This window comes from Psychrobacter sp. N25K4-3-2 (assembly GCF_015351755.1).
GTDB classification, from domain to species: Bacteria; Pseudomonadota; Gammaproteobacteria; order Pseudomonadales; family Moraxellaceae; genus Psychrobacter; species Psychrobacter glaciei.
Window position 1 is genome coordinate 331,713 of the sequence record NZ_JADKLX010000003.1, and the last position, 25,735, is coordinate 357,447.

Genomic DNA, 25,735 nt, shown 5'->3' on the forward strand with positions numbered 1-25,735 from the left:
CTTACAAGCAATGACGTTTACGCGACTTAACATCAGGGTGAGAATTAGGCATTATACATACACGGCATCAGGGAATGTAACTCAAGGATTGAGTTGACCGCATTAAGGATAATGATTCGTTTACTGGCATCAGGATGATAACGGTAAATGAAGAAAGGATACATAACCTTTGCTGATAGCAGTTAATGCTAGTAACCGTAGTAAATAGGGTAGGATGCCCGGTATCGCAACATGCTGAACGTTATGCAAGGATGCATAGATTACAGTCGTGATAGGTAACATGGATGGTTAACAATAAAACCGCATAACAATTAATTGCTATGCGGTTTTATCGTGTCTATAGGTTGAGAAATTTTTATTCAACCTGTTTTAAATACGTTATTGAGTACTGTATAAAGCGTCAAATAGCTGCTAATAAAAAACCGCATGAGAATCATGCGGTTTTTTTACTTATCAAATCATCAATAGTGTCATCGGTGACTTAGCTGATAGCTTAGTATTTGTTTTCGCGACGCCAATCATCTACTTCACGCTCAGCATCATCCTTACTATGGCCATAACGTTCTTGGACTTTACCAACCAATTTATCACGGCTACCTTCAACGTGTAATAAATCGTCATCAGTAAGATCAGCCCATTTTTGCTTAGCTGAGCCTTTCACTTGGTTCCATTCACCTTTCAGGGTATGTTCGTTCATTATTATATTCCTTTTTTTGATTATTAATTAATCCAGATATTTATCTTGTTTGGTTTTACTTAATGCTAAGTTCAGTCGCTATTTTTATTTAGTTACCATTTATTGGATATCTATAAAAATAAGCTAACTGATGCCCCTAATATAGGCTTTGAAAATTACGCTGTCTGTATAGGCAATGTTTAGAGTGTTACTTAATGATAGCAATCTGCATGAGTATGTTATGGAGACCATATTTGTGTAATAAATAAGGGGTGTTGTCAGTGAAATACGTAAATAACCTAAGAGGTTTTCTACCAACCTATCAATACCATCATGCTTCATCAACGGCTCAGATTTTATATTCGTCTGTATTCAGCTCGGAATAAAATAAGGACACGCCCTAGAACAATTTTAGTAATCAGCAATGCCTATTTATAAAGGTGCAAACACAGACTACTTAGCCAACACAAACTACTTAGCCAAATAATCTTGATAACGCTTGGTGAGTTTCTTTACTCGGAGACGATCACGAATCAATGAAAATAGGGGTGAAGCATTGGGTTTTGGTGGCTTTCCTGCACCCATACGTTGTAGCTGGCGCTTAATGACAGCCATAGTCGCAATCGCACTCAAGGTTTTGTCTTTCCACTGAACCACTGGATCGTGGGCACTGAGCTGATCGTTTTCTTTCCAGTCATTAGGCAAAGCGGGGTTCATCGCTAAGGCTGTGCCCATCCCGACAATATCAATGCCTTGGGCTAGGACGTTTTCTGCTACTGCCAAACGCCTGACACCGCCTGTGGTCATAATGGGCATGGTGGCCACTTGCGCAATCTTTTTTGCAAAGTCTAAAAAGTAAGCTTCTCGCTGCAAGGTTCGGCCGTCTGCTGTTGTGCCTTGCATAGCTGGGCTTTCGTAACTGCCACCAGATAACTCCACCAAATCAACGCTAAGCCCATTCATTGCTAGAATAACGGTCTTTGCGTCATCAGCATCAAAACCTCCACGCTGAAAATCGGCTGAATTCATTTTTACAGCGACGGCAAAGCGCGGCGAAACTTGTGCACGAACAGCTTTAATAACCGTGATTAATAAGCGCATACGATTTTCAATCGAACCGCCAAATTCATCGTCACGTTTATTGGTTAATGGCGACAAAAACTGAGAGATAAGGTAACCGTGAGCGGCATGAATTTGCACGCCGTCAAAACCAGCTTGTTCTGCTTTTAAAGCAGTATCGACAAAACGTTGAATCAGCTGCTCGATATCTTGATGGGTCATGGCGCGGGGTTTGCCAAACAGATGAGAGTGCTTTCCTAAATCAAGGGAAACGTCAGAAGGTGACAACACATCACCTCCCATAGCCGCATACACTTGGCGACCAGGATGGTTAATCTGCATCCAAACTTGGGTGTCATTCTTTTTGGCCACTTTAGCCCACGCTTCAAAAGGAGCTATATCACTGTCTTTTTCTAATACAATACCGCCCGGACCGGTCATCGCGCGACCATCGACCATCACATTACCGGTAATTAATAAGCCAGTACCACCCTCAGCCCAGCGTTGATATAAGCGCAAAATAGTAGAGCCAGGGACTTGTCCTTCATCTGCCATATTCTCTTCCATAGCAGCTTTGGCAAGGCGATTTGAGAGACTGGTGCCACAAGGTAATAAAAAAGGAGAAAAAACTGCTGATGTCATGATGGCAACCTAAAAGTATTGTTTCGTGAAAAATAAGTTTGACGATGAATTTGACTATAGACTTATAGTTTAAATGACTATAATCTTATAGTCGATATAGTAATTATTCCCATAAGTCATTTTAAAACATCAATCGAGGTCGATATTGAAGGTAAATGCTAGAACAGACTTCATTCGCATGGCTGCCAGTCCAGCAACCGAATCAAAGCGTGAGCTGGCAAAAGCCAAAACGCGTCGCGCGCTATTAAAGAGTGCCCTACAGCTCTATAGCGTAGAGGGCGCTTGTGGCATGAGCATGAATAAAGTTGCCAAGGGTGCAGGCATTGCTCAGCCTAGCTTTTACAATCATTTTGATAGCCTTGATGCCTTGCAACATGAATTAAGCGAACAGCTCAAAGACAACTATCTATCCCCCATGCGTATGGCTTGGGTAACGATGATAAAAGATTATGATTTTTTGAATAAAGAGCAATTTAACCAGCGTTGCCAGTCCTGTTTGACCATGATTTTTGATGCGGCGTTTCAGAATATTGCCTTGTTTCAACACCTCATCGAAGACCGTCCGCGCTTTGGCTCAAAGACAATAAATGCCGTGAATAAGGATTCGGAGCATAAACAGTTAGGCAATCTTATTACAGAAATACAAGAAGAGTGGACGGAGATATTCATTCAGGGACTACAGTTATCTGGTCGTTCTATTGAACGCACTCACGTGAATCTCTGTGTCGATATTGCTAGCGCACAAGTCCATGAATTAATTTTAGGCTGTCATCAAGAGCGTTATTCAAGACAACAAGCGATCACCATTTTGAGTGCAAATTTTGCTGCATTGTTTGGCAATTTTTTTGCACGGACGCAACAATAAAGAAAGTAAATTGTAGTTGGTTCAAAATAAAAGGGGTACGTTAAAAATAGTGTCCTGCTGGTATAAATACTCCTCGCTTGCTGCGTACTTTGCACTCCAGAGACTTCGAAAAATTTATCCCAGCAATGCTATATTTTTTTAAATTGAATCGACTGTATAAAACGAAAGTAGAACGGAAACTAGAGTCAATAAAAAACACAGGGAGCACGACTATGGCTAAAGAAATGGTAGCTGACGAACAAACACATTTTAGGACCTGCACATTGTGCGAGGCGATGTGCGGCGTTGAAATAAAACATGATGGCGAAAAAGTATTATCGATTAAAGGCGATAAAAACGATCCCTTTTCGCAAGGTTATATTTGCCCAAAAGCCACGGCCTTACAAGATTTGCATGAAGATCCTGACCGCCTGCGTCAGCCTGTCGAAAGAACGGCGGATGGTTGGAAAGAGATCAGCTGGACGGACGCCCTAGACAAAGTAGCGGCAGGCATCCAATCAGTACAGCAAAAATACGGTCAAAACGCCTTTGGGGTATATCTGGGAAACCCGAATGTGCACAACATGGGCGGCATGCTAACGGTCAAGCAACTATTGACCAGCCTAAAAACACGCAGTCGCTTTTCTGCCACTTCAATTGATCAGCTACCGCATCATATCGTCAGCATGCATCTATTTGGTCACATGCTGCGTATCCCTGTGCCCGATGTGAATCGCACACAATATATGTTGATTATTGGTGGCAATCCGCTGGCCTCTAATGGCAGTATCATGACTGCGCCGAACATGCGTCAAAAGTTAAAAGATATCAAAGCTCGCGCGGGTAAAGTGGTTGTGATTGACCCAAGACGCACAGAAACTGCAGAGATTGCCAGCGAGCATCATTTTATTCGTCCCGCAACTGATGTTCTGTTATTACTGGCTATGTTGAATGAAATCTATGCGCAAGGCTATGCCAAGGTAGATAGTAGAGCGGCGGCTTTGACCCCAGAGATTGATCGTATCGCCTCTTTTGCCAAAGACTATACGGCTGAGTCGGTAGCCAGCATCACTGGTATTACCGCAATTGAAATTAAACGTTTAGTGAAGGAGTTTTGCGAGGCTGAAAGCTCAGTCTGCTATGGTCGCATGGGTATATCGGTGCAAGAGTTCGGCTTGTTAAGCCAGTATCTGTCGATGGTCATTAATATCGTGACCGGTCGCTTAGATGAAGTGGGTGGATTGATGTTCCCTAATCCTGCGGTCGATGTTGTCAATAGCTCAGGCCCAGGATATTTAGGCAAACGCCACAGCCGAGTAAGCAATCTGCCTGACTTCAATGGCGAGTATCCAGTGGTTGCGATGGCGGATGAGATGTTGGTCGCAGGCGAAGGTCAGTTAAAGGGATTTATGAGTGTCGCAGGCAATCCTGTCCTCAGCACCCCAAATGGTGAAAAATTAGATGAAGCCTTGTCAGGGTTGGACTTTATGGTGTCGCTCGATTATTTTGTGACCGAAACCAGCCGTCATGCCAATATTATTTTACCGCCAGTATCACCGCTAGAACGTGACCATTATGACGTGACGTTTAATGGTTTTGCAGTGCACAATGTCGCCAAGTACTCGCCTGCCTTGTTCGATCGAAAAGACAATGAAAAGCATGATTGGGAGATTTATTTAGAATTGGCTGATCGTTTGGATAAAGATGCCCCAGAAGCAATACAAAAAGAACGTGCAGCGACAAAAGCATTTGGGCCAAAGTTTTTACTCGAGCAGGGTCTCAAGTATGGGCCTTATAAAGAGGTTACCTTGGATACGCTGATAGACAATCCGCACGGTGTTGATTTAGGGCCACTGCACAGTATGTTGCCAGATGCTATCAAGCATGCAGATAAGCAGATTCATCTCAATGTTGATTTTTATCAAGCAGATTTAGACCGTGTAAAAGAGATGATGCAGCAATATGATGACAGTCACATTTTGCTCATTGGCCGCCGTCATGTGCGCAGCAACAACTCTTGGCTGCATAATAGCCATCGATTGGTAAAAGGAAAATCACGTTGTACCTTAATGTTGCATCCTGAAACTGCTGAGCAGCAAGGCATTAAAGATGGTCAAGATGTCAGAGTGACGTCTCGGGTGGGCAGCGTTATCATTGCCGCAGAAGTGACTGATGAGCTCATGCCAGGTGTTGTTAGTATTCCACATGGCTTCGGTCATGGTCGCAAAGGTGTTAAGCAGAAGATTGCCCAAGCGCATGCAGGCGTCAGTGTGAATGATTTAACGGACGATACTTTGATTGATCAATTGAGTGGCAACGCAGCAGTGAATGGTGTGCCAGTACAATTAGAAGCGCTTGAATCAGCAACAGATGACGCATTGGCTACGGCATCATAAATTTTGATGGGCAGCACAGTAATATAAGTCTTTCCCTAAATTTAAATTAAAAAGAAGGCGCTTACTTATAGGTAAGCGCCTTCTTTCTTTTGCATAATATTTTAATACATCGTTTATCCGATTAAGCGCTCATACCGACAAAGTCAAAATCCACGTTAGGGGTTTCACCTTGGATTAATAAGCTAATTGCTTTTGCAGAGCCGCAGGCATGCGTCCAGCCTAGTGTGCCATGACCCGTGTTGAGCCATAAATTATCAAAGGTGGCACCATCGTTGCGGCTACCGTGTTTCACTTGACCGCAATGTGCCCGTCCAATGAGTGGGACATTTGAAGGTGTCATAGGCCGCAGTCCCGTCCAGTATTCTACGGAATTTGCAATAATCCCTTTTGGGAACAACTGCTGTACGCGACGAGTAATGGCTTCGCAGCGCGTGGCATTCAAGTCTAAATTATAGCCATTAAACTCCGCTGTTCCAGCGACCCGTAGCTTATCACCCAGTCGTGAGGTAACCAGTTTAAACTCATCATCAATGAGGCTAACAAAAGGGGCTAAATGCGGTGCACGAGGGTTGATTTGATAAGTGGCTGAATATCCTTTGGCGGGAAAAATAGGTGCATGAATGTTCAGCGGTTTTAATAGGGAGACACTATAGCTGCCAAGCGCCAACACATGACTATCAGCACTAAAGGTCTGCGCGTTTTCGCCTTTTGGGCGAATGGTAATACTGTGCACATGCGGACGGGTAGAATTTGCATCAGTATTGAGTGCCAAAATCTCGGTATCATATAAAAACTGTACGCCAGCATCTATGCAGCGCTGTGCCAAACGCTGGGTAAATAGATGTGCATTACCAGACTCATCACGGCTGGTATAGGTTGCGCCAGTGAGCTTATGCGCGATTGGGTAAAGCGCTGGTTCCAAACTAACAGCGTTATTAATATCAATCACATGGCGCTCACAGCCAAGCGCTTGCATACGCTCGGTTGGTTCGATGGCCGCATCAAACTCTGCTTGGTTGGTATAAAAATGCATGATACCGCGCGTTTGCTGCTCGTAATCAATACCGATATCAGCACGCAGCTGTTGCAAAGTATCTCTCGAATACAGACCCAAGCGCACCATTTGCACGAGATTGGCATCGGCTCTATCGGCGCGGCACTCTTGCAAAAATTGCATGGCCCATTTGAGCTGCGCTTTATCAGCCCGCAAGCGATATAGTAGAGGTGCGTCCTCTTTAAACAACCACTTAAGCGCTTTCATCGGGGTGGTAGGAGTTGCCCAAGGTGTGGCATGCGATACTGATATTTGACCGCCATTGGCGAATGACGTTTGCATACCTGCTGCTGATTCGCGCTCAATCACAGTCACATCATAGCCTGCCTGACGTAGATACCATGCGGTGGTCACGCCCACCACGCCTGCTCCGAGTACCGCAATATGTGTCATAGGATTCTCTATGCTCATGTTAATCATGACGGTAGCGCTGTATTAAACTGCCATCACCTTCGCTGCGTTGCTTGCTTGATTCGATTTACTTCTTATTTTGGACGTGCAACATCTACCTGTAGAGCAGCTGGCAAGTCCAATATGCTCAGACCACTTTCTGCTAGCTGTTCAGGACGAGCCACGACCAGAGCGGTAAAGCCATCGTCATTTTTTATGGCATTGACCACTTGGATTTTATCGAGTTTGTCACCTGCGCTTGGTGCTTCACCGGTGCCTTGTACATAGTGCAAAAATGCTTTGGGGGCAGATTTGAAGTAGATACGGGCGATGACTTCTTGACCCAAGTAGCAGCCCTTATCGTAATCCATGCCGCCGCGCTGATGTAGACGCAGCTCTTGTGGTTGGAACTGGCCCTGAGTCGTAGCCACGATCCAATAATTACCAGTGGCTATGCTACATGCCATCCAAGCCTGCGTGTCGGCGATGGTATTGTGATCGTCTTTGTGGCTAAAGGTGGGCTCATTGGCTAATACACAAGGATAAATCGCTGCTGGGGCACTGGTTTCAAACTTTGAAAACGCCCCGTACTTATTGAGATGTGCTTGTAAAGACTCAGCACAATTAGCACTGATCACCACATCATAATGCTTTTCTGCTTGTTTTTTGATCCAAATACCAAATTCAATACGACCTTTTAAGTTACCGATGGCGGCTGCCTGATAGCTAAGCCCGAGTTTGGTGACGTCACAAGTCAATTGCCCTTGCAAGAATTTTTCAGCGTCCTCACCTTGAATGGTTAATTGCGAAAACTGCGGTACGGCTGATGGATTTGAAGACTGAGTCATTGTTATTATCCTTCTGATGAGAGCTTATTTAATAATATAGAGGGTAAATCGAAGTGATAAAAAATTATCTGATCGCTTTTGTCACTGACAGTATATGTGCATATAAATCTAAATGAGGCTAAGAAGAGTACCACAAAAACCCCTGTCATAAGAAACGTCATCACTAAGCGATGGGTTAAGCGTTAAATTGGGCATAGCGTCCCATTTTCAACCGTACAAATTGGTTAAAGATGGCGAGTTACGGTACAATATTGGCTCTACAATTAACCTAATGTACGATGGCTGCCGAGGATAGAATGAGCTTACCCAATTGCCCAAAATGTGATGCTGAATATACGTATGAAGATGGTGCGTTACTGGTATGTCCTATGTGTGCTCATGAATGGACGGTAGCTGAAACTGATGCAGCGCAAGCTGAAGACCAAGATGCCGTCATTCGCGATGCCGTTGGCAATGAGTTACAAGATGGCGATGCTGTGACCGTCATCAAAGACTTAAAGGTCAAAGGTTCTTCAATCGTGATCAAAGTAGGGACTAAAGCGAAAAGTATACGCCTGTTGCCAGATGCTACTGACGGTCATGATATTGATTGCAAACTTGACGGCTACGGGCCAATGAAGCTTAAATCATCTGTTGTCAAAAAAGCTTAAGCGGCTACGTTTAATTCAAAGAATAATACTAAAATCTGATAAAAGTTAATCAGAAATTTTACTTTTAATAAAATAATACAGAACCAATAAACAGAGAATAACTATGAGTACTAAAAACGAACAGCTCTTTGCGCAAGCACGCAAGCATATCCCAGGTGGTGTCAACTCGCCAGTCCGCGCCTTTGCAGGGGTCGGTGGTACGCCAATCTTTATGCACCGTGCCAATGGCAGCAAGATTTATGACACCGAAGACAACGCTTATATCGATTACGTCGGCTCTTGGGGGCCAATGATTTTGGGTCATGCGCATCCAAAAGTCATCGATGCCGTTAAAAAGGCCGCCGATGATGGTCTAAGCTTTGGTACGCCCACACCGTTCGAGACGACAGTTGCTGATAAAATTTGCGAAATAGTCCCGAGCGTTGAGATGATTCGTATGACCAGCTCTGGTACAGAAGCGACCATGAGCGCGATTCGTCTGGCACGTGGTTATACCCAACGTGACAAAATCGTCAAATTTGAAGGCTGTTATCATGGGCATTCAGATAGCCTGCTAGTAAAAGCAGGTTCGGGCATGCTTGATATCGGTGAGCCAACGTCTAAAGGTGTGCCAGCGGATTTTGCTAAGCACACGATTACCATTCCTTATAATGATCCGCAAGCGATCAAAGACTGTTTTGAGAAATGGGGCGAAGAGATTGCCTGCGTTATCTTAGAGCCGATCGCTGGTAACATGAATATGATCATTCCGACGCAAGAATTCCATGACACCTTGCGTGCAGAATGCACAGCGAATGGTGCGGTATTGGTGTTTGATGAAGTGATGACTGGGTTTCGCGTCGGACTTGGCGGTGCACAAGCGCATTTCGGTATTGATCCTGATTTGACTTGCTTTGGTAAAATCATCGGTGCTGGATTGCCAGTTGGTGCGTTCGGCGGTAAGAAAGACATCATGTCTTGCATTGCACCACTTGGCGGTGTTTATCAAGCTGGTACGTTATCAGGAAATCCACTCGCGATGCGTGCTGGTATTGCAATGTTTGAAGATTTGACGGCAGAGGGTTTCTATGACGAGTTAGCAGCGAAAGTAGACCATCTAGTGGATGGTTTTCAAGCGGCGGCTGACAAGCACGGTATCAACCTGCGTACCAATAAATTGGGTGGCATGTTTGGTATGTTCTTTGTCAAAGACAATGACACCGCAACGCCGAAGAATTTTGATGATGTGACAGAGTGCGATATGACCGTATTTAATACTTTCTTCCACGGTATGCTCGATCGTGGTATTTATCTGGCACCGTCGGCTTATGAAGCGGGCTTTATGTCTATCAAGCATAGCGATGAAGATATCGATGCGTCTATCAAAGCTGCTGATGAGATATTTGCTGAAATGGCAAAAGCGTAATTTAGCTAGAGTTATTTTTTAGCTTATTAAAAAACCAGTACCGTCATTTTATGTGTGGTGCTGGTTTTTTTATTGCCATTTATTTTCTACAATCATCTATTTATTTCTGATGTTTTCAATGTCGGCGTCTAACTGTACGCGTCGTTGTTGTGTATAAGTGGTCAAACAACCATTGAGTACCATTGGATAAGCACTACCGCCACGGACCGAACTGGCAGAAAACTGGCAAGCTTTGTCTCTAAAATCAATCCATGCCAATTGCACCGTTTTTAATTGCTTTTTCTCAGAGCTATTAAGTAAGCGCTGAAAATCACGGTAAGACTGGTTCAGTTTTTTGTCTTCTACGGCCAGCTCAGCTGCAATACACTTGTTAATATCAGTCTGAGTATAAGCCTTGTCGCAGGTGTTTGCTGCGGATGCTTGAACACTGAAAAATAGTCCTGTTGACAATAAAGCAAGACAGCCGACGTTTTTAATATGGCTCATGATAAACATATAATCTCGTTACTGGTATGAAATGGCATTTAGCATAGCATGGCTATATTTCGGACATATCTCAAATTTATGAGAGGTTTGGTAAATATATGTCTGTGATTGCACCTACATTTTTAAGCTGATTGAGCCAAGTTGTTGTTCTATATACTGGTCATAAAAGGCGATCCATATAGACCAAAAATACTGTTAATGACAGACCTAATAGAGTGACTCAACCGCTTAAAAAATCATGATTAGAGTGTGCTATGCTGAGAAAAACTTACTCAGCAAGGACGCTAACTCATGACTACCAGCACTAATAATATGCCTAGCACTAATACGCCACCGTTATGGCAAGTTTCGTATGAGAAGTATGGGCTAAGAAATAATTTAAATGTGTTAGAAGGTAAGCACAATCTGCTGGATTTACTACAACCAAAGATAGATCAGCATAGTGATTCTGTGGCTTTTAGTATGGGGCCCGCCACACTTACCTTTGCTCAATTAGATATCGCTAGTCGGCGCTTTGCTGCATTTTTACAAGCAAAAAACATCAAAAAAGGCGCTCGTATCGCAGTGCAGTTGCCGAATATATTGCAGTATGCGGTGGCATTGCTCGGTTGTCTGCGCGCAGGTGCGGTATTGGTTAATGTCAATCCGATGTATACCCATTATGAGTTGGCACATCAGCTGACTGATTCTGAGTCCTGCGTACTCATTGTCCTTGATGGCATGGCATCCGCTTATGAGCAGCTCGATGAGGAAGTAAAAGCGCAATTGTTATTAGTCATACATTGCTCCATTGATCCCACTGTCGCACCTGCCGATAACGATATCGCCTTGCTTACTCATATCGATCAGACAGCAAGTGCTACAAGCCAAGCAAATAACGCTAGCGAAACTATAGACGATGTCACCGCAAACGATGTCGCTACAAACGATACCTCAGCACGCAGCGTCAGCTTTGCCCATATTATGAATACATACCACGCCGAGCAATACCAGCCTGTGACTATCGAGCGTGAGGATTTAGCCTTATTACAATATACAGGCGGCACGACTGGTAAGCCAAAAGGCGCGATGCTCACACACTATAATGTCATGGCCAATGTCTGTCAGTGTTATGCGATGTTTGGCAAAGCGATTGAAACCGGTCGTAGCGAGCAGATTAAAATACTCAATCCATTGCCGCTATATCATATTTTCTCATTTACAGTCTGCGGGCTGCTTGGTCTTTACGGCGGCTGGGAAGACATATTGGTCACCAATCCTCGTGATATTGATGGTCTGGTCAATACTATTGAGCAGCATCGTCCGCATGTCATTCCTTCGGTCAATACCTTGTTTATCGGGATGCTGCATCATCCAACGTTTGCCAGTCTTGATTTCAGCCGACTGGCACTCTCCATCGGTGGTGGTACGGCTATTATCAAATCGGTCTCTGAGCAGTGGCAACAAGTGACTGGCATGATGATTCATGAAGGCTATGGAATGTCTGAGACCGCACCGGTTATCTCGTTCAACCCACCCGGGATTACGAATTTTAATGGTAGCGTTGGTCTGCCACTCGCCATGATGGATATCAAAATCATGGACGACAATGGCTCAGCGTGTGCTATTGGAACACCGGGAGAAGTCGGTATTAAAGGGCCACAAGTGATGCAGGGTTATTGGCGACAAGACAATAGCGATACCTTTAGTGCCGATGGTTACTTCAAATCAGGAGACATTGGTGTGCTAGATGAGCAAGGGTTTTTGACGCTTGTTGATCGCAAAAAAGACATGATATTGGTGTCAGGATTTAATGTGTATCCGAACGAATTAGAAGCGGCGTTGACTGAACATCCAAAAGTGCTTGAGGTAGCGGTCATTGGGATTGAAGATGCACATAGTGGTGAAGTGCCCAAAGCCTTTGTGGTCAAAAGAGATCCAAGCTTGACGACTGAGGAGTTAGCCGCTTTTGCCAGTGAGCGTCTGACGGGCTACAAACGTCCACAGTCTTATGCGTTTATCGATGAGTTGCCGAAAACGGCAGTCGGTAAAATATTACGTAAATCTTTGCGATAAATGAATATGTCATTTCACTAATGAATGTGGAATGACACGAATAGAATTTTCAAAACGAATAAAAAACTGGGCTGCTATTTTTAGGAGCCCAGTTTTTTAATGTGTGCTGTATATAACGATTGAGTTTTATCGTGATTTATCAAACTTGCGATCTTTTAAACTCAAATTGCCGCGTAACACATCGCTATACATATGAAAATCGCTGGCGAAGCTCTTTAACGGAAATTTAAAAGAGGCAGGTTTGTTTTTTTCAAAAAAGAAATGACCAACCCAAGCACAAGCGTAGCCTGCCACGATACCTTTTAGCAATGGCTTTGGCGAACGGGTCTTGACAGATTTTGCCAAGCCCAATAAGCCAAAACTACTACCTGCGAAATGCAGTCGTCGGCACGCCATATTTTGATGTTCTTCTAAATAGAAATCGTAAAACTTCTGCTCAGTAGGCGTGGCAGCTTTTATTATGTCATGGTTCACTTGGCTGTTTGTCTGAGCATTTGCTGTTTTATTGCTATGCTGTGTTTGATTGCCATGTAGTGTGTGATTGGTGGTTTGATTCATTGTCGTCGCTTCCTTGCGGGTTATTTATCGATCATCCGTCCGTGGCGCTTTTTGTTACCAAAGCCGAACGGTTTTACTATGCGATGAGCACGGATTGGTTTAATAGAAAATTAGAATGGATAAGTAAGTGCTTGTTCTTTATTATAATATTTATGGTTTTTAATGTAGCAAATCACCCTGATTAACACAAGCGCCAAATGTGCTCTACTTGTCTGTGCTGGTGTGGGGCTTTAGCCAAGTGTGCGTCTTACTTGCCAGTGTTTGGCATAAATGCTTTAATGGCGAAACTCGCTGTGATTCGTTCAGTGATATAAGCTATTCATAGAGCAATTTTCTTATATTTCAGCAAATATCCTATCCTTTTTATCTAACACGGTAACGATATATCCTATGCCTAATGACTATTTAGCAAACCCACCAATCGCCGAAGATGAAATGATGGCAGCCATTGATATTGGTTCGAACAGCTTTCATTTGGCCATTGCGCGTCTCGATCATGGTGAGGTACGAAAAGTGGTTTCCATGTCTGAAAAGGTGCAGTTGGCGGCAGGATTGGATAAAAATAATATCTTGGAGGCGGCAGCTGAGCAGCGTGGACTTGAGTGCTTAAGTCGGTTTGTGGCTCGCCTCGACTCGGTGCCTGCCGAGCGCATCCGTGTGGTGGCGACCAATGCCTTGCGCCAAGCTAAGAATGCGAATGACTTTATTACCCGTGCCAATAAAATCTTACCCAAGCCGATTGAAATCATCGCTGGACGAGAAGAGGCACGTTTGATTTATTTGGGCGTGTCACACACCAATGCTAGTAGTGATAAGCGTTTGGTCGTTGATATCGGTGGTGGTTCGACCGAATTCATTATTGGTCAAGAGTTCGACCCGCTATTGACCGAAAGCTTACAAATGGGCTGCGTTGCCTTTACCAAAAGATATTTTGATGACGGGCAGATTACCAAAGAAGCGTTTAACAATGCTATATCAGGCGCACGCAAAGAAGTATTGGCGATTAACGGGCGCTATCAAAAGACGGGCTGGAGCAGCGTGGTTGGCTCTAGTGGCACAATTAAAGCAGTGCGTAACGTGCTTGTCTCTAAAGGTTGGGCGGATGAGCAAGAACGCATTACTTATAAAGGCGTCAAAAAACTAGAAAAATTATTGATTAAGATTGGCAATGTCAATGATATTGAGCTTGAAGGGGTTAAGGAGCATCGCAAGGCCGTCTTCCCTGCAGGCGTGGCAGTGCTACGTGCAGTCATGAAAGTGCTGGGTATTGAGACCATGACCTATTCTGATGGCGCGTTACGCGAAGGCGTCATGTATGACATGCTCGGGCGCTTTGCTAGTGAAGATGTGCGTGACCGTAGTGTGCTCGCGCTGATTAAACGCTATTCTGGGGATAAAAAACAAGCTAAGCAGGTGGTAAAAACCAGTCGTAATCTGTTTGAGCAAGTGAAGGCGAAGCTGACACTCAGTAGCGACGATGGCGATTTGCTCAGGCGAGCGGCATTTTTACATGAGATAGGATTGGCGATTAGCCATAGCAGCTACCACAAACACAGCGCTTACTTGCTTGAACACTCAGATATTCCCGGGTTTTCACAAGTAGATCAAAAGCGTATGGCGCAGCTGATGCTCAATCATCGTCGCAAGCTCAAGTCGGATATGTTAGAGCAGACTTGTACTATTGGCGGTGATTCGCTGGTTTATCTCTGCTTATTGTTACGGTTAGCAGTACTCGCGCATCACAGTCGTAGCGATAACGAACTACCAACGTTGCAGCTTCAAGTCATTGATACCAACTGCTGGCAAATCACAGTGACCGATAACAATGAGCATTATGCGTTCTTATTATCAGATTTGCATAATGAGGTCGAGCAGTTTGCTAAATGGGGCGTGACGTTAAGCGTGGTCGAGGCATAAGTGCTGAGCGCTAGCATTGAGTCGTTACTATTGTGATGAGCAAGCTACAGATTAACGTAACAAAAGCGGCTTTGTCAGTAATGTCATGCCATTTAAGATGTGCTACTATAGCTTCTATTGAGTTTACAACTGTACTTTTATTATCTACAAACCGATAACGATGCTATTGTTAAATATAATTATTAAAGGGAAAGGTCTATGAGCACTGTCTGGGATAGTGTGCAGCTTGCACGGCACGCCAAGCGTCCATTATTTATGGACTATGTTAATCAGCTGTTTACCGAATTTGATGAGCTGCACGGCGACCGTGCGTTTGCTGATGATAAAGCCATCTTGGGCGGGCTTGCGCGCTTTGACGGTATGCCAGTAATGGTGATTGGTCAACATCGCGGTCGCAGTACTCGCGAGCGTATCGCCCATAACTTTGGTATGGCCAATCCTGAAGGCTATCGCAAAGTCATTCGCTTGGTAAAAATGGCGGAGCGTTTTAATATTCCCGTGATGACCTTTGTTGATACTCAAGGCGCGTACCCTGGTATCGGCGCGGAAGAGCGTGGACAAGCGCAAGCCATTGCTGAGAGTATTGCGGTTTTTTCTAGCTTAAAAGTACCTATTATCGTGACCATTATCGGTGAAGGTGGTTCAGGTGGTGCATTAGCGATTGGTGTGGGTGATAAGGTAAATATGCTGCAAAATAGCATTTACTCAGTTATCTCTCCTGAAGGTTGTGCCTCTATCTTGTGGAAAACGGCCGAAAAAGCACAAGATGCCAGTGAAGCATTAAAATTAAATGCGATTAATTTATATCAAATGGGCTTGATTGATGCCGTCATCGAAGAGGGTGAAGGTGCTCACGTGCAACCACAGCCAGTCATGATTGCATTGAAATCACTCATTGCTGAGCAGTTAGATGAGCTTAAGGATTTAGATGCGCATGAGCGTTGCGAACTACGTTATGAAAAGCTAAAGTCTTTCAACTCAGAAGTGATGTTGCCTGCTTAATAGGCTGACATTGTGCTTTTTTGGATTGGGCTTGTTTAGAGTGAGGTCAATTTATTATTGAGCACCTATTAAGTATTTAAGGCTCAGCTTTTGATATTAAATAGTTATCCTTAATGTTAAAACAAAAAGTGCTAAAATAAAAACGCGTCCTTCTATGGCGCGTTTTTTTGTGCCAACTAACTTCTGCATTAATAATGTATATATATTCAGTGAAAAGTAATATCGAACCATCACGCACTGCTGATATCAATTTTTCTTGCTTGCTGTGCCTGCGCAGACAGAGGCTACAAAAAATTGATATCAGCAATACCGTCGCGTTTTTAGGAAATTTTGACTGTATAACGACTAAATAAGATGAATTATGACCAGCAGTGCAATCCTTCCATATCACATTGAGCCAATAGCTGAGTTGCCAATTGATACTCATTTGGCTGAGGCGTTATTGACCAGTTTGGCTGAGTACGGTGAGCAGCTGCATGGTCGACGACTTTGGCTGGCTTGTAGTGGCGGGCGCGATTCCTTAGCATTAGCGGCATTGTGTGTGCAACTCTATCACCAAGGTAAATTGCCATTTTTACCGCAATTACTGCATGTGAATCATGGTTTGCAAGCGGATAGTGATGCTTGGGCGAAACATGTGGCTGATTGGGCAGCGGCTCAAAAAGTACCGTGTCAAATTTTACATGCGCAAGTGAACGGTCATGATGAGCAGGCGGCACGGCAAGCACGCTACGGTGTCATGCGAGCGCAACTCAATCAAGATGATGTGTTGCTATTAGCGCATCATGCTGATGACCAAGCAGAAACGGTACTGATGCGGCTGATTCAGGGAGCGGGGGTGAATGGGCTCTCAGGCATACAGCCGTGGCGCATCCAAACGCAGGGCACACATCGTATGATATTATGGCGGCCTTGGCTGACCGTCCAACGTGCCAGTATTAGCACCTATGCCCAGCATTTAAAACTGCCCTATATCGACGACCCGACCAATGACGCTGGCGATAATGTGCGGAGTGGATTGCGCCGTGATATCATGCCAGCATTGACCAAATACAATCCCAACGTCATCGAAAATATTGCTCGTAGCGCGCAACTACTAAGCGATGCCCAAGCGACTGTCAGTGCTCAATCAGCAAAAGACATGTATCGCACAGCTATTCATTCTTTACAGCTACCACCTGCGCAGCGTGTGCTAAATATTGATGAGCTACAGAAACTACCACTCTATCGGAAGCGTCAATTATTGCACCATTGGTTGGGTCAAGATGAGCCATTACCGCCCGCTAAGCAGCTAGTCGATGAGGTACTACATCTAAGCCAACGTGATGATAATGATCACCAAACGGAACTTTTTTGGCAAGCTCGTAAGCATGCGTATACCATTCGACGGTATCGTCAGCAGCTTTATCGTCTAAGCAATGACTGGTTGGCATGGCTTAACATGCCGCTTAATGAACAAACCCAAACGTTAGCCCCTGCCAATCTGTCCAACATTTCTAGCAATGGCTTATCTGAGAATAATTTGGCACCGATTCATTTAAGGACGAGCACCGACTTTACTTGGCAGTTGCGGATATTACCTCAGGCATTGGCACAGTTATTAGATAATACAAAAGGTGAGCATGCGTTACAGACAGTAGTTAAGATAGCACCACTAAATCGCAACCAGCGCTTACAGACTGCATTGGCATCGCGCCCACAATCAGGAAAAAAACTGTATCAAACGTTGGGCATTCCATCATGGTTGCGTGAGAGTTTAATAGTGGTTAGTGTAATGTACATGCATAAAAATGAAGAATTGCCATTATTGCTAGTATCACCATTTGAAAGTTGGGTGCTAGGGAGTGATCATTCAGGTATTCATTTCGACGACAATCAGTTGGCAAAATATATTGAGAGTAATCTCAGCCTAAATAAGAGAGTCTGAATACTTACTGAGTTCATTCTAATGTAACGAGAGCATCAAGCGCGACAGCATAACGAGCATAACGGGTACTTTGAATTTATCAAACGGTCGTAGTAGCAGTATGGTAAACTGAGTGTCATTTTAAATGCCATTATGTTACTTTGATTACCTTTGAATTTTTTGAGTAGGAGACATGTATGTCAGTATTAGATAATAAGAAAATCAGCTTCATCGGCGGCGGAAATATGGCGCAGGCTTTGATTAGCGGGCTTGTGAGCTGCGGTATCAAACCGAGTTTAATTACCGTTGCTGATCCTAGTAGCGAGGCTCGAGAGCAACTGGCTGCTAAAGGGTTGAATACGGTTGACCCCACTGTGGATGCAACTGCTGCTATTATCGGTGCTGACATTGTGGTACTGGCAGTAAAACCGCAAGTGATGAAACCGGTCGTGAGCGCTTTTGCCGATGTGTTAGACAAGCAATTGGTGATTTCGGTCGCGGCAGGTTTGTCGACGGATATTTTGTCAGGCATGCTGGGTGGATATAGTAATATCGTACGCGCGATGCCAAATACACCTGCCATGATTCAGATGGGTGCGACCGGTCTGTATGGTACGGATGATATCTCTGCAGAACAAAAGCAGTTAGCAACCGCGGTGATGGAAGCGTCTGGTCTGGTCATGTGGGTTGATGAGGAAGAGCATATGCATGCAGTCACCGCTGTGTCAGGGTCAGCACCAGCGTATATGTTTTATATCATCGAATCGATGGTCGATGGGGCAGTTGCTTTAGGTTTAGATAAAGAACAAGCCTCAGCATTGGCCATGCAAACCATGCTAGGCGCGGCAAAAATGGCGATGGATAGTGATGATGCGCCTGCTGAGCTACGCCGCAAAGTCACGTCACCGAACGGTACGACTCAAGCTGCGGTAGAATCAATGCAAGCCAATGAGATTGGTCGCCAAATCGGTGAAGCCATGCAAGCTTGTTATGACCGTAGCCAAGCGCTTAGCGAAGAGATGAAATAATACCAATAGCCACCAGATACAACCAGCCACTTCTTCGTGAGTGGCTGTCATCATAAATGGTTAATACTGGTCTCGATTATTCGTCTTTTATTAATTTTGTTGTTATTAGCGTACAAGCCCATTGAGTAGCAATTCATGAACAACCTGTTGTTTCAAATTTTTGATTTGGTCACCACCTTCGCTATGATGTTGGTCTTCATCCGTTTTATGCTGCAATTTGCAGGGATGGATGCCAGCAATCCGATGATTGCTCCGGCTTACAAAGCGACCCATATCGTCGATGTGTTTGGGCGTATTTTCCCAACTGTCGGGCAAGGTCGTATCAGTATTGCCGCCATCGTGCTGATGTTTTTGATACGCCTGATTGATATCTCTGGTAAAGCCGCGTTGACCCATAAAGGCATCGCACCTGTCCCGCTATTTTTTACGGGTACCATCAGCTTGATATTAGACTTTTTACGCATGTGTCGCTATTTGGTCATCGGCTCTATTATTGTGAGCTGGATTGTTGTGTTCACTAAATCTGAGCATCCTATTATTGGCATCATCATTAACTTGGCTGAGCCAATCTTAGCGCCCTTTCGCCGTATCACACCAAACTTAGGCATGCTTGACTTGTCACCTATGGTCGCCTTTTTTGCTTTTATTCTGCTCGAAATGCTCATTGGTGGTTTGGCAGCGAGCTTTATGCCGATGTTGGGCTAGTAAAATAAAGACAGAAAGCTAAGAAAAGATTCGCTAAAAAAGACGCTCTATTAATATAGAGCGTCTTTTTTTATTTATCGTTTATAGATTATTCTGAAAGTCTATAAAACGATTGGGTATCAATTGGGCTTGGCTATCATCAGGGTGCGGAGCATCAGCCGCACGCAAGGTTTGTGTAATCCAGCTATCGGCTGCCTTGACCGCATCGATAAGCACGTCTCCCATCGCTAACCGTCCAGCGATAAAGCTAGCCAGCGAGCAGCCAGAGCCATGAAATTCACCTGTTAGGCGTGGTAAAGTGCTTTTATGCACCATGTCACCTTGTATATATAGATATTGCTCGATATCACCGCTATCAAAATCGTGTGAGGTTTTGACCAATACGGCATAAGACCCTTGTGCGCACAGTTTTTTCGCAGCTGTATGCAAGTCTTGCTCACCACTCAAGGCTCGCAGTTCATGAGTGTTTGGGGTAATTAGAGTGGCATAGGGCAGCAGCTTCTTGAAAGCGGCGACCAACGTCTGCTCGTCACCTAAGCTGCCACCACTATTGGCAACCAATACTGGGTCCAGTACAAAAGAGGTGTGTTTCTTGATAACTTTATTAGCGAATAATCTAGTCATCATTTTTATATTATCCGTAGTGCCGAGCATGCCCGATTTGATCACCTTTACTGGCAAATCATCGAGCACTGCCATAGCTTGATTTCTGACTAATTCAGCGCTACAAGCTTCAAAACTAAAAACTTGCTGCGAGCTTTGTATGGTAATGGCCGTACAAGCAATGGCAGCATGACCACCTGCTTGACCAATGGCTTCGATGTCTGCTTGTAATCCAGCACCGCCTGAGGGATCCAATCCTGAAAAACACAGTACTACTGGTCGCATAATACTTCCTTTGACATAATCTAAAATGAGTAACAAATACTATAGACACCCACTACTAAAAAAGCCATAGCAGGTTAGAGATTGTGTATAGACGGTCAATCCACCAATCGATAACAACGCATACCGAACCCAAAAAGTACGATTAGCGGTGTCAAACTCGTTTAGTCTACAATGCGTAGCACTTACAATCGTTTTCCTTGCTACTCTAATTTTTGTGAATGGTATCAGATTAGGCTGACTGCTCTAAACCTCAATTTTACTGATTATTCTGGTACTTTGGTCGTTCAAAAGGATATAAGGCGATGTAAACAAATAAATATGATAAAAATCGCATTAAATCTGTAGACAACGCTTGCAATTCGTTTCGGCTTTGCTATAATACTCGCCCACGGGATAAGACGTATTATCAGCAATAATACTATTTTTTAGAACTTAAAAAGTCTTACATCGTTTGGTGAAGTGGGTGAGTGGCTGAAACCAGTTCCCTGCTAAGGAACCATACGTTTGCGCGTATCGAGGGTTCGAATCCCTCCTTCACCTCCATTTATAGTGTTGTTTTTAGAGTAGTATCGCAAAAAGTAGTGGTTGATTTTTTATCATTTAAAAAGTAATTTGATTTTAATAAATAAAGATGTTGACACAAGCGATATTATCTATATAATGACCAACCTAATTTACTACAAAGTTATTTACTGCGTAGTGAATGATGTGCAAAGTACGCGCTTGTAGCTCAGTTGGATAGAGCACTTGGCTACGAACTAAGGGGTCGGGAGTTCGAATCTCTCCAAGCGCACCATTTGCATTATCACTTCTTTAACCCAGTTAAAGAGACATTAAAATAATCGCCTGTCTTATGACAATTTGGCGGTTTTTTTATGTCTACAGTTTTTATAAAACTACTATTTATATTATAAAGCCATGTCCTACTTGTTATCCTCCCTCTAAATTTGAATAAATAGTCTTTTGCATCTGACGTCTTCTCTCATCATAATATACGATAAGTGCCTGAATTACGGTACAATGAACGCTCTATTTTTCGCTTGCTATGGGCTTGTATCATGTCAAAATCGTCGTCAAAAGCGGCTAATAAAGCCAAATTGCCACCAAAAACCTCCATGCCTCGCGCCTCTGAAATTGAAGAACCAACGATTGCCAAACCTAGCACTCGTATGGCAGCGATCCTTTATGATGGGATGCTGATTTTAGCATTGTTATTTTTGGTAGGGACTTTGCTGACGGTGATTGGCACACTTATGACTATGGAGACGGGTAGCGAGTCCTCACAAGCGCAGTCGCTGCCGACATGGTATCAAAACTTCATTATGACGCCGTCTTTTATACTGACGCTGGTGGGGTTCTACGGGATATTTTGGCGTCGCGGTGGGCAGACGTTAGGCATGCAGACGTGGCGCTTAAAAACGGTCAATAATAGCGGTCATTTACTGACGTGGGGTCAGTCCTTTAAGCGCATTTTGGCCGCCTTTATCATGCCACTCATATTTGGCATCATTGGTAGTGTCATCGATGGCTCGCGGGCTATCTTATTAACCAGTGCTTTTTTGGGCTTCATCTTTAATTATGCTTTTTGCTTCTTCAACCCGCGTGGTCTCGCGGTACAAGATATGCTATCCAATACCATCACGTTAAAAATGCCAAAAACAGAGAATGAAGGACTATGGCGGGTCATTAGAAACCGCAAGCAAGGAAAATAAACCGCATTATCATCGCCATAGTCTGTCAACACACGTTAAGCGTTACATGTTGGCTGTCTGCATCAGCCATAAAGTATAGCCGACGAAAAACATGACTAAGGTCGCGCCAGATATACGACCAAATGGACGCTTGGTCATAAAGGCAAAAACACACAGTACCACGAGTAATAGAGTGATCAACCCCATCGCTAAAATATCACGCGATAAGATAATCGGATTGGCAGTGATAGGGGCGATGAGGGCGGCCAGACCAACGACGCCTAAGGTATTAAAGATATTAGAGCCAATGATATTGCCCAACGCCATGTCGTGCTCGCCTTTACGTGCTGCTGATAAGCTGGCGACCAATTCAGGCAGCGATGTACCAACCGCAACGATGGTTAAGCCGATAATTAGCTCGCTTAAGCCCCAAAACGTTGCCAACTCTACCGCACCCCAGACAATGGCTTGCGAGCTTGCCACCAGCATTGACAAGCCAATCAGTAAACTGCCTAACCCACGCATCAAGCTAGGATGATTGTGCTCTGTGTCGCTCAAACTTTCTGTAATAGCATCTGCGTCATTTGATTTGCCTTCGCGTAAGCTCAGCACGATTTGAATCCCTAAGACGAGCACTAGCATTCCTAATAATACTAACCCGTCAGTTAAGCTCAGCAGCCCGTCACGCAGTTGCCATGCTGCCAATGCGGTAATCACTACCAGTATCGGTAGATCGCGCTTTATGACACCTTTATGAATGATAATAGGGCTAATCAATACGGTTGCACCCAATACCAAAGCAATATTGATGATATTAGAGCCATAAGCATTACCTAATGCCAGCTCAGGGCTGCCTTCTAGTGCGGCCAACGCGGAGACGACCATCTCAGGTGCGGATGTGCCTACCCCCAATATGATCACGCCAATCAAAAAACTTGGCATGCGTAACTTAATGGCTAAAGCGGTCGCTCCATCAATAAAAACATCAGCGCTCCAAACCAAAATTGCTAGACCAATCAAAATTGCAATGACTGCCAACCACATGTAGATAACTCCTTCGTTAGGGATAAAAAATAGATATTGGATGTTGAATAAGCTTAGATCGTATAAAAATGGCGTAAAAAAAAGCTGAATCACAATCTGGATTCAGCTTCGATATAAGTGCAAGTATTTTAATGGGGTTTTGACAACAACAGCAACTGTATGATGACGTATTTACCCATACTTTATGTAACAAAATTTGAAGTAATTTTCTTAAGCCACTTGTACTGGGATGATATTTGCCGTGTCTTTTACGGTGTTGTCTTCATTACAATAGACCAGTTTTGGCTGATACGTTGAAGCTTCAACTTCATCAAAATGCGCATAAGCACAAATGATGACGATATCACCCAAATCTGCCATATGGGCCGCAGCACCATTTAGCGAGATAATACCAGATCCTGCTTCAGCACGAATAGCGTAGGTGCGAAAGCGCTTGCCATTGGTCACATTATAGATATCGATAGATTCATTTTCACGTAGACCAGCAAGATCTAACAGATCACCATCGATACCACATGAGCCTTCATAATGAAGCTCGGCATGGGTAACGCGAGCACGGTGTAATTTGCATTTAAGCATATTAAGTAGCATAGGTTGCTTCCTTAGCGTAACTGATATTAAATAACTAAATCAAAAGGTTAATGGGGACAAAACTGCCAAAATAAAAGGCCATTATAATCGCACCACTATATTATTCGGGTAATTTAAAGCCGTTAATTTGTGAACGTGCTTTTTCGACATCACCACCTAGCAGTAATGGCAAGGCCTCAAAGGCAGCAGTCAATGCGCTATCAATGGCAATTTGCTCATCGGGAGACGCTTTAGAAAGGACATGCCCACTGACTTTAGATTTGTGACCAGGGTGGCCGATACCCACACGTAGGCGATGAAAATCATTACCGATATGCGGGGTGATATCACGCAGACCATTATGACCACCATGACCACCATCGGTTTTTAGCTTGATACTACCAGCGGGAATATCCAGCTCATCATGAGCTATCAACAATTCATCATTGTGGATGCCATAAAAATTAATCATGGGTACCACCGACTGACCAGATTTATTCATAAAAGTCAGCGGCATCAAAAGACGAACATCGTGCCCATGAATTTGCCCGCGTCCTGTTACCCCGTGAAACTTTTTGTCAGGGGCTAGCGTGATATTAAACTGCTGCGCTAAATGATGGACGAACCAAAATCCTGCATTATGGCGCGTAAACATATACTGCTGACCGGGATTACCAAGACCGACAATAAGTTTTATGGCCATAAAAACACCCTGCTTAAATTTAATAAATGAGTGATAAGGTTTGAAAAGTAAGACGACTCTATAATATTTAGCCTATATAAAAGTTGTCGTAATTTTCAAACCTTACGGACAAAAACAGCAGGAGATATTCATCACCTGCTGTTTTTCTAACCAAACAAACCTTTTCTACGTAGCCTACGATAAGTCGCTACATAGTGGTGGTTTATTATTCGCCGTCTTTCTTGTCTTCAGTTTCGCCGTCAGCATCTTGCTCAGTGGCTGGTACGTCAGCTGCATCAACGTCTTCAGCATCTTCGTCAACTTCTTCAACCGTTGGTGGCTGCATGTTAACGATAGTACGGTCATGGCCGTCTTCTAGCTCAAGCTCATGAATTACAACGCCTTCAGGAAGTTTGATGTCTGATAGACGGAACAAATCACCGATTTCCATACCAGATACGTCTACTTCTAGATACTCAGGAAGTAGTGATGGTAGGCAGATGATTTCGATGTCAGATACTAGCGTTGATAGTACACCAGCAGCAGCGGTACCCGGCGCATCTTCACGACCAGTAAAATGCACAGGAACATTCATGTGGATTTTTTGACCTTTCACAATGCGCTGGAAGTCAGCATGCATTGGGAAGCCTTTAGCTGGATGACGTTGCAAATCTTTGATAACAGCTTGATGTTCTACGCCGTCAACATTGATGGTCAAAATATGTGAGAAGAACGCTTCAAATTCAAGCGATTTTACCAACTCATTGATTTTGATAGAGATAGAGGTAGGCTCTTCGTTGCCACCATAAATAATAGCAGGAACTAGATTCTGCTTACGTAGGCGGCGGCTCGCACCTTTACCTTGTTGTTCAGCAGAACGATCAACTGCGTTTAGCTCAAAATGGTTAATGCTCATGGATATAATCCTATAAAAAGAATGAAAAAGTGTCTGGTCATAAAAAGTGGATTTGCGACCGATCCACTAAGACGTGATGATAGCTAAGATGGCCAATGATTAATAATGACTAACAATCAGCCTCTTAAACCATTCGCTCATAGCAAGGATTTTTATCACTATAATGATCATAAAAGTCATTATGGTGAGCATAAAAGCCATTACTTATCAGCGTGATCAGCACTTTTGGTAATATCGACCACTTTAGATAAGATAAATGGTCGGCACAGGCGCGCATTATACGTGGTTTTGTTGTGATAATAAAGACCTAGACAAAAGGCTTA

Annotated in this window: 22 protein-coding genes and 2 tRNA genes; 13 read left to right on the forward strand and 11 right to left on the reverse strand. The window is 43.9% G+C overall.

Features of this window, described 5'->3' with window-relative positions:
- Positions 1-493 precede the first annotated feature (493 nt).
- Positions 494-697, reverse strand: a complete 204-nt coding sequence (locus tag IOD06_RS09305) for a CsbD family protein (RefSeq protein WP_010196100.1) — start codon at positions 695-697, stop codon at positions 494-496.
- Positions 698-1,147: 450 nt separating this feature from the next.
- Positions 1,148-2,377: an NADH:flavin oxidoreductase/NADH oxidase family protein gene (locus tag IOD06_RS09310; protein ID WP_194620664.1), complete on the reverse strand. Its 1,230-nt coding sequence runs from the start codon at positions 2,375-2,377 to the stop codon at positions 1,148-1,150.
- Between the two features lie 178 nt (positions 2,378-2,555).
- Between IOD06_RS09310 and IOD06_RS09315 the strand changes: the two genes are divergently transcribed.
- Positions 2,556-3,242 carry a TetR/AcrR family transcriptional regulator gene (locus IOD06_RS09315; protein WP_194620665.1) on the forward strand — a complete coding sequence of 229 codons (687 nt, stop codon included), beginning with the start codon at positions 2,556-2,558 and terminating at the stop codon, positions 3,240-3,242.
- 212 nt (positions 3,243-3,454) lie between these two features.
- Positions 3,455-5,617, forward strand: a complete 2,163-nt coding sequence (locus tag IOD06_RS09320) for a molybdopterin oxidoreductase family protein (RefSeq protein WP_194620666.1) — start codon at positions 3,455-3,457, stop codon at positions 5,615-5,617.
- A gap of 121 nt (positions 5,618-5,738) precedes the next feature.
- Here the strand turns inward: IOD06_RS09320 and IOD06_RS09325 are convergent, their stop codons facing one another.
- Together IOD06_RS09325 and IOD06_RS09330 are read right to left on the reverse strand one after the other, a co-directional pair.
- A complete protein-coding gene (locus IOD06_RS09325; protein ID WP_194620667.1) occupies positions 5,739-7,064 on the reverse strand; it encodes a D-amino acid dehydrogenase in 1,326 nt (441 codons plus the stop codon).
- A 92-nt stretch (positions 7,065-7,156) separates the two neighbouring features.
- Positions 7,157-7,909, reverse strand: coding sequence for a folate-binding protein YgfZ (locus tag IOD06_RS09330; protein ID WP_189583293.1), 753 nt, complete (start codon positions 7,907-7,909; stop codon positions 7,157-7,159).
- Between the two features lie 296 nt (positions 7,910-8,205).
- On the opposite strand from IOD06_RS09330, the gene IOD06_RS09335 reads away from it, so the two are divergent.
- A complete protein-coding gene (locus tag IOD06_RS09335) occupies positions 8,206-8,559 on the forward strand; it encodes a zinc ribbon domain-containing protein YjdM (protein ID WP_194620668.1) in 354 nt (117 codons plus the stop codon).
- Between the two features lie 103 nt (positions 8,560-8,662).
- The gene (gene hemL, locus IOD06_RS09340) at positions 8,663-9,964 is read left to right on the forward strand and encodes a glutamate-1-semialdehyde 2,1-aminomutase (protein WP_194620669.1); all 1,302 of its coding nucleotides are present in this window, start codon (positions 8,663-8,665) and stop codon (positions 9,962-9,964) included.
- A gap of 96 nt (positions 9,965-10,060) precedes the next feature.
- On the opposite strand, the gene IOD06_RS09345 is transcribed toward hemL, so the two are convergent.
- Complete coding sequence (locus IOD06_RS09345; RefSeq protein ID WP_194620670.1) at positions 10,061-10,459, reverse strand: lysozyme inhibitor LprI family protein; 399 nt, start codon at positions 10,457-10,459, stop codon at positions 10,061-10,063.
- A 282-nt stretch (positions 10,460-10,741) separates the two neighbouring features.
- Here IOD06_RS09345 and IOD06_RS09350 point away from each other — a divergent pair, with 282 nt between their 5' ends.
- Positions 10,742-12,505, forward strand: a complete 1,764-nt coding sequence (locus IOD06_RS09350; RefSeq protein ID WP_194620671.1) for an AMP-binding protein — start codon at positions 10,742-10,744, stop codon at positions 12,503-12,505.
- 126 nt (positions 12,506-12,631) lie between these two features.
- Here the strand turns inward: IOD06_RS09350 and IOD06_RS09355 are convergent, their stop codons facing one another.
- A complete protein-coding gene (locus tag IOD06_RS09355) occupies positions 12,632-13,063 on the reverse strand; it encodes a DUF962 domain-containing protein (RefSeq protein WP_194620672.1) in 432 nt (143 codons plus the stop codon).
- A 390-nt stretch (positions 13,064-13,453) separates the two neighbouring features.
- Between IOD06_RS09355 and ppx the strand changes: the two genes are divergently transcribed.
- The 5 genes from ppx to IOD06_RS09380 all read left to right on the forward strand — a co-directional run bounded on the left by ppx (position 13,454) and on the right by IOD06_RS09380 (position 19,621).
- Positions 13,454-14,980, forward strand: coding sequence for an exopolyphosphatase (gene ppx, locus IOD06_RS09360; protein WP_194620673.1), 1,527 nt, complete (start codon positions 13,454-13,456; stop codon positions 14,978-14,980).
- A 198-nt stretch (positions 14,981-15,178) separates the two neighbouring features.
- Positions 15,179-15,982, forward strand: coding sequence for an acetyl-CoA carboxylase carboxyltransferase subunit alpha (locus IOD06_RS09365; RefSeq protein WP_194620674.1), 804 nt, complete (start codon positions 15,179-15,181; stop codon positions 15,980-15,982).
- Positions 15,983-16,343: 361 nt separating this feature from the next.
- On the forward strand, positions 16,344-17,909 hold the full coding sequence (gene tilS, locus IOD06_RS09370; RefSeq protein WP_194620675.1) for a tRNA lysidine(34) synthetase TilS: 1,566 nt from the start codon (positions 16,344-16,346) through the stop codon (positions 17,907-17,909).
- 176 nt (positions 17,910-18,085) lie between these two features.
- Positions 18,086-18,916, forward strand: coding sequence for a pyrroline-5-carboxylate reductase (proC, locus tag IOD06_RS09375; RefSeq protein WP_194620676.1), 831 nt, complete (start codon positions 18,086-18,088; stop codon positions 18,914-18,916).
- 135 nt (positions 18,917-19,051) lie between these two features.
- The gene (locus IOD06_RS09380) at positions 19,052-19,621 is read left to right on the forward strand and encodes a YggT family protein (protein WP_010196074.1); all 570 of its coding nucleotides are present in this window, start codon (positions 19,052-19,054) and stop codon (positions 19,619-19,621) included.
- An 81-nt stretch (positions 19,622-19,702) separates the two neighbouring features.
- Here IOD06_RS09380 and IOD06_RS09385 read toward each other — a convergent pair whose 3' ends face one another.
- Entirely contained in the window at positions 19,703-20,509 is an 807-nt protein-coding gene (locus IOD06_RS09385; protein ID WP_194620677.1) for a hydroxymethylpyrimidine/phosphomethylpyrimidine kinase, read from the reverse strand.
- A gap of 453 nt (positions 20,510-20,962) precedes the next feature.
- On the opposite strand from IOD06_RS09385, the gene IOD06_RS09390 reads away from it, so the two are divergent.
- The 3 genes from IOD06_RS09390 (at position 20,963) to IOD06_RS09400 (ending at position 22,221) form a co-directional block, all read left to right on the forward strand.
- A tRNA-Ser gene (locus tag IOD06_RS09390) sits at positions 20,963-21,052 on the forward strand.
- Between the two features lie 176 nt (positions 21,053-21,228).
- Positions 21,229-21,305: transfer RNA gene (locus IOD06_RS09395), tRNA-Arg, on the forward strand.
- A 262-nt stretch (positions 21,306-21,567) separates the two neighbouring features.
- Positions 21,568-22,221 carry an RDD family protein gene (locus tag IOD06_RS09400; RefSeq protein WP_194620678.1) on the forward strand — a complete coding sequence of 218 codons (654 nt, stop codon included), beginning with the start codon at positions 21,568-21,570 and terminating at the stop codon, positions 22,219-22,221.
- Between the two features lie 42 nt (positions 22,222-22,263).
- Here IOD06_RS09400 and IOD06_RS09405 read toward each other — a convergent pair whose 3' ends face one another.
- The 4 genes from IOD06_RS09405 to IOD06_RS09420 form a co-directional block, all read right to left on the reverse strand.
- The gene (locus IOD06_RS09405; RefSeq protein ID WP_194620679.1) at positions 22,264-23,244 is read right to left on the reverse strand and encodes a calcium/sodium antiporter; all 981 of its coding nucleotides are present in this window, start codon (positions 23,242-23,244) and stop codon (positions 22,264-22,266) included.
- Between the two features lie 210 nt (positions 23,245-23,454).
- Positions 23,455-23,835, reverse strand: a complete 381-nt coding sequence (panD, locus tag IOD06_RS09410) for an aspartate 1-decarboxylase (protein WP_010196068.1) — start codon at positions 23,833-23,835, stop codon at positions 23,455-23,457.
- A 100-nt stretch (positions 23,836-23,935) separates the two neighbouring features.
- Positions 23,936-24,517 (reverse strand): aminoacyl-tRNA hydrolase, encoded by a 582-nt coding sequence (gene pth, locus IOD06_RS09415; protein WP_010196065.1) that lies wholly within the window; start codon positions 24,515-24,517, stop codon positions 23,936-23,938.
- Positions 24,518-24,722: 205 nt separating this feature from the next.
- Positions 24,723-25,412 carry a 50S ribosomal protein L25/general stress protein Ctc gene (locus IOD06_RS09420; RefSeq protein ID WP_194620680.1) on the reverse strand — a complete coding sequence of 230 codons (690 nt, stop codon included), beginning with the start codon at positions 25,410-25,412 and terminating at the stop codon, positions 24,723-24,725.
- Positions 25,413-25,735 lie beyond the last annotated feature (323 nt).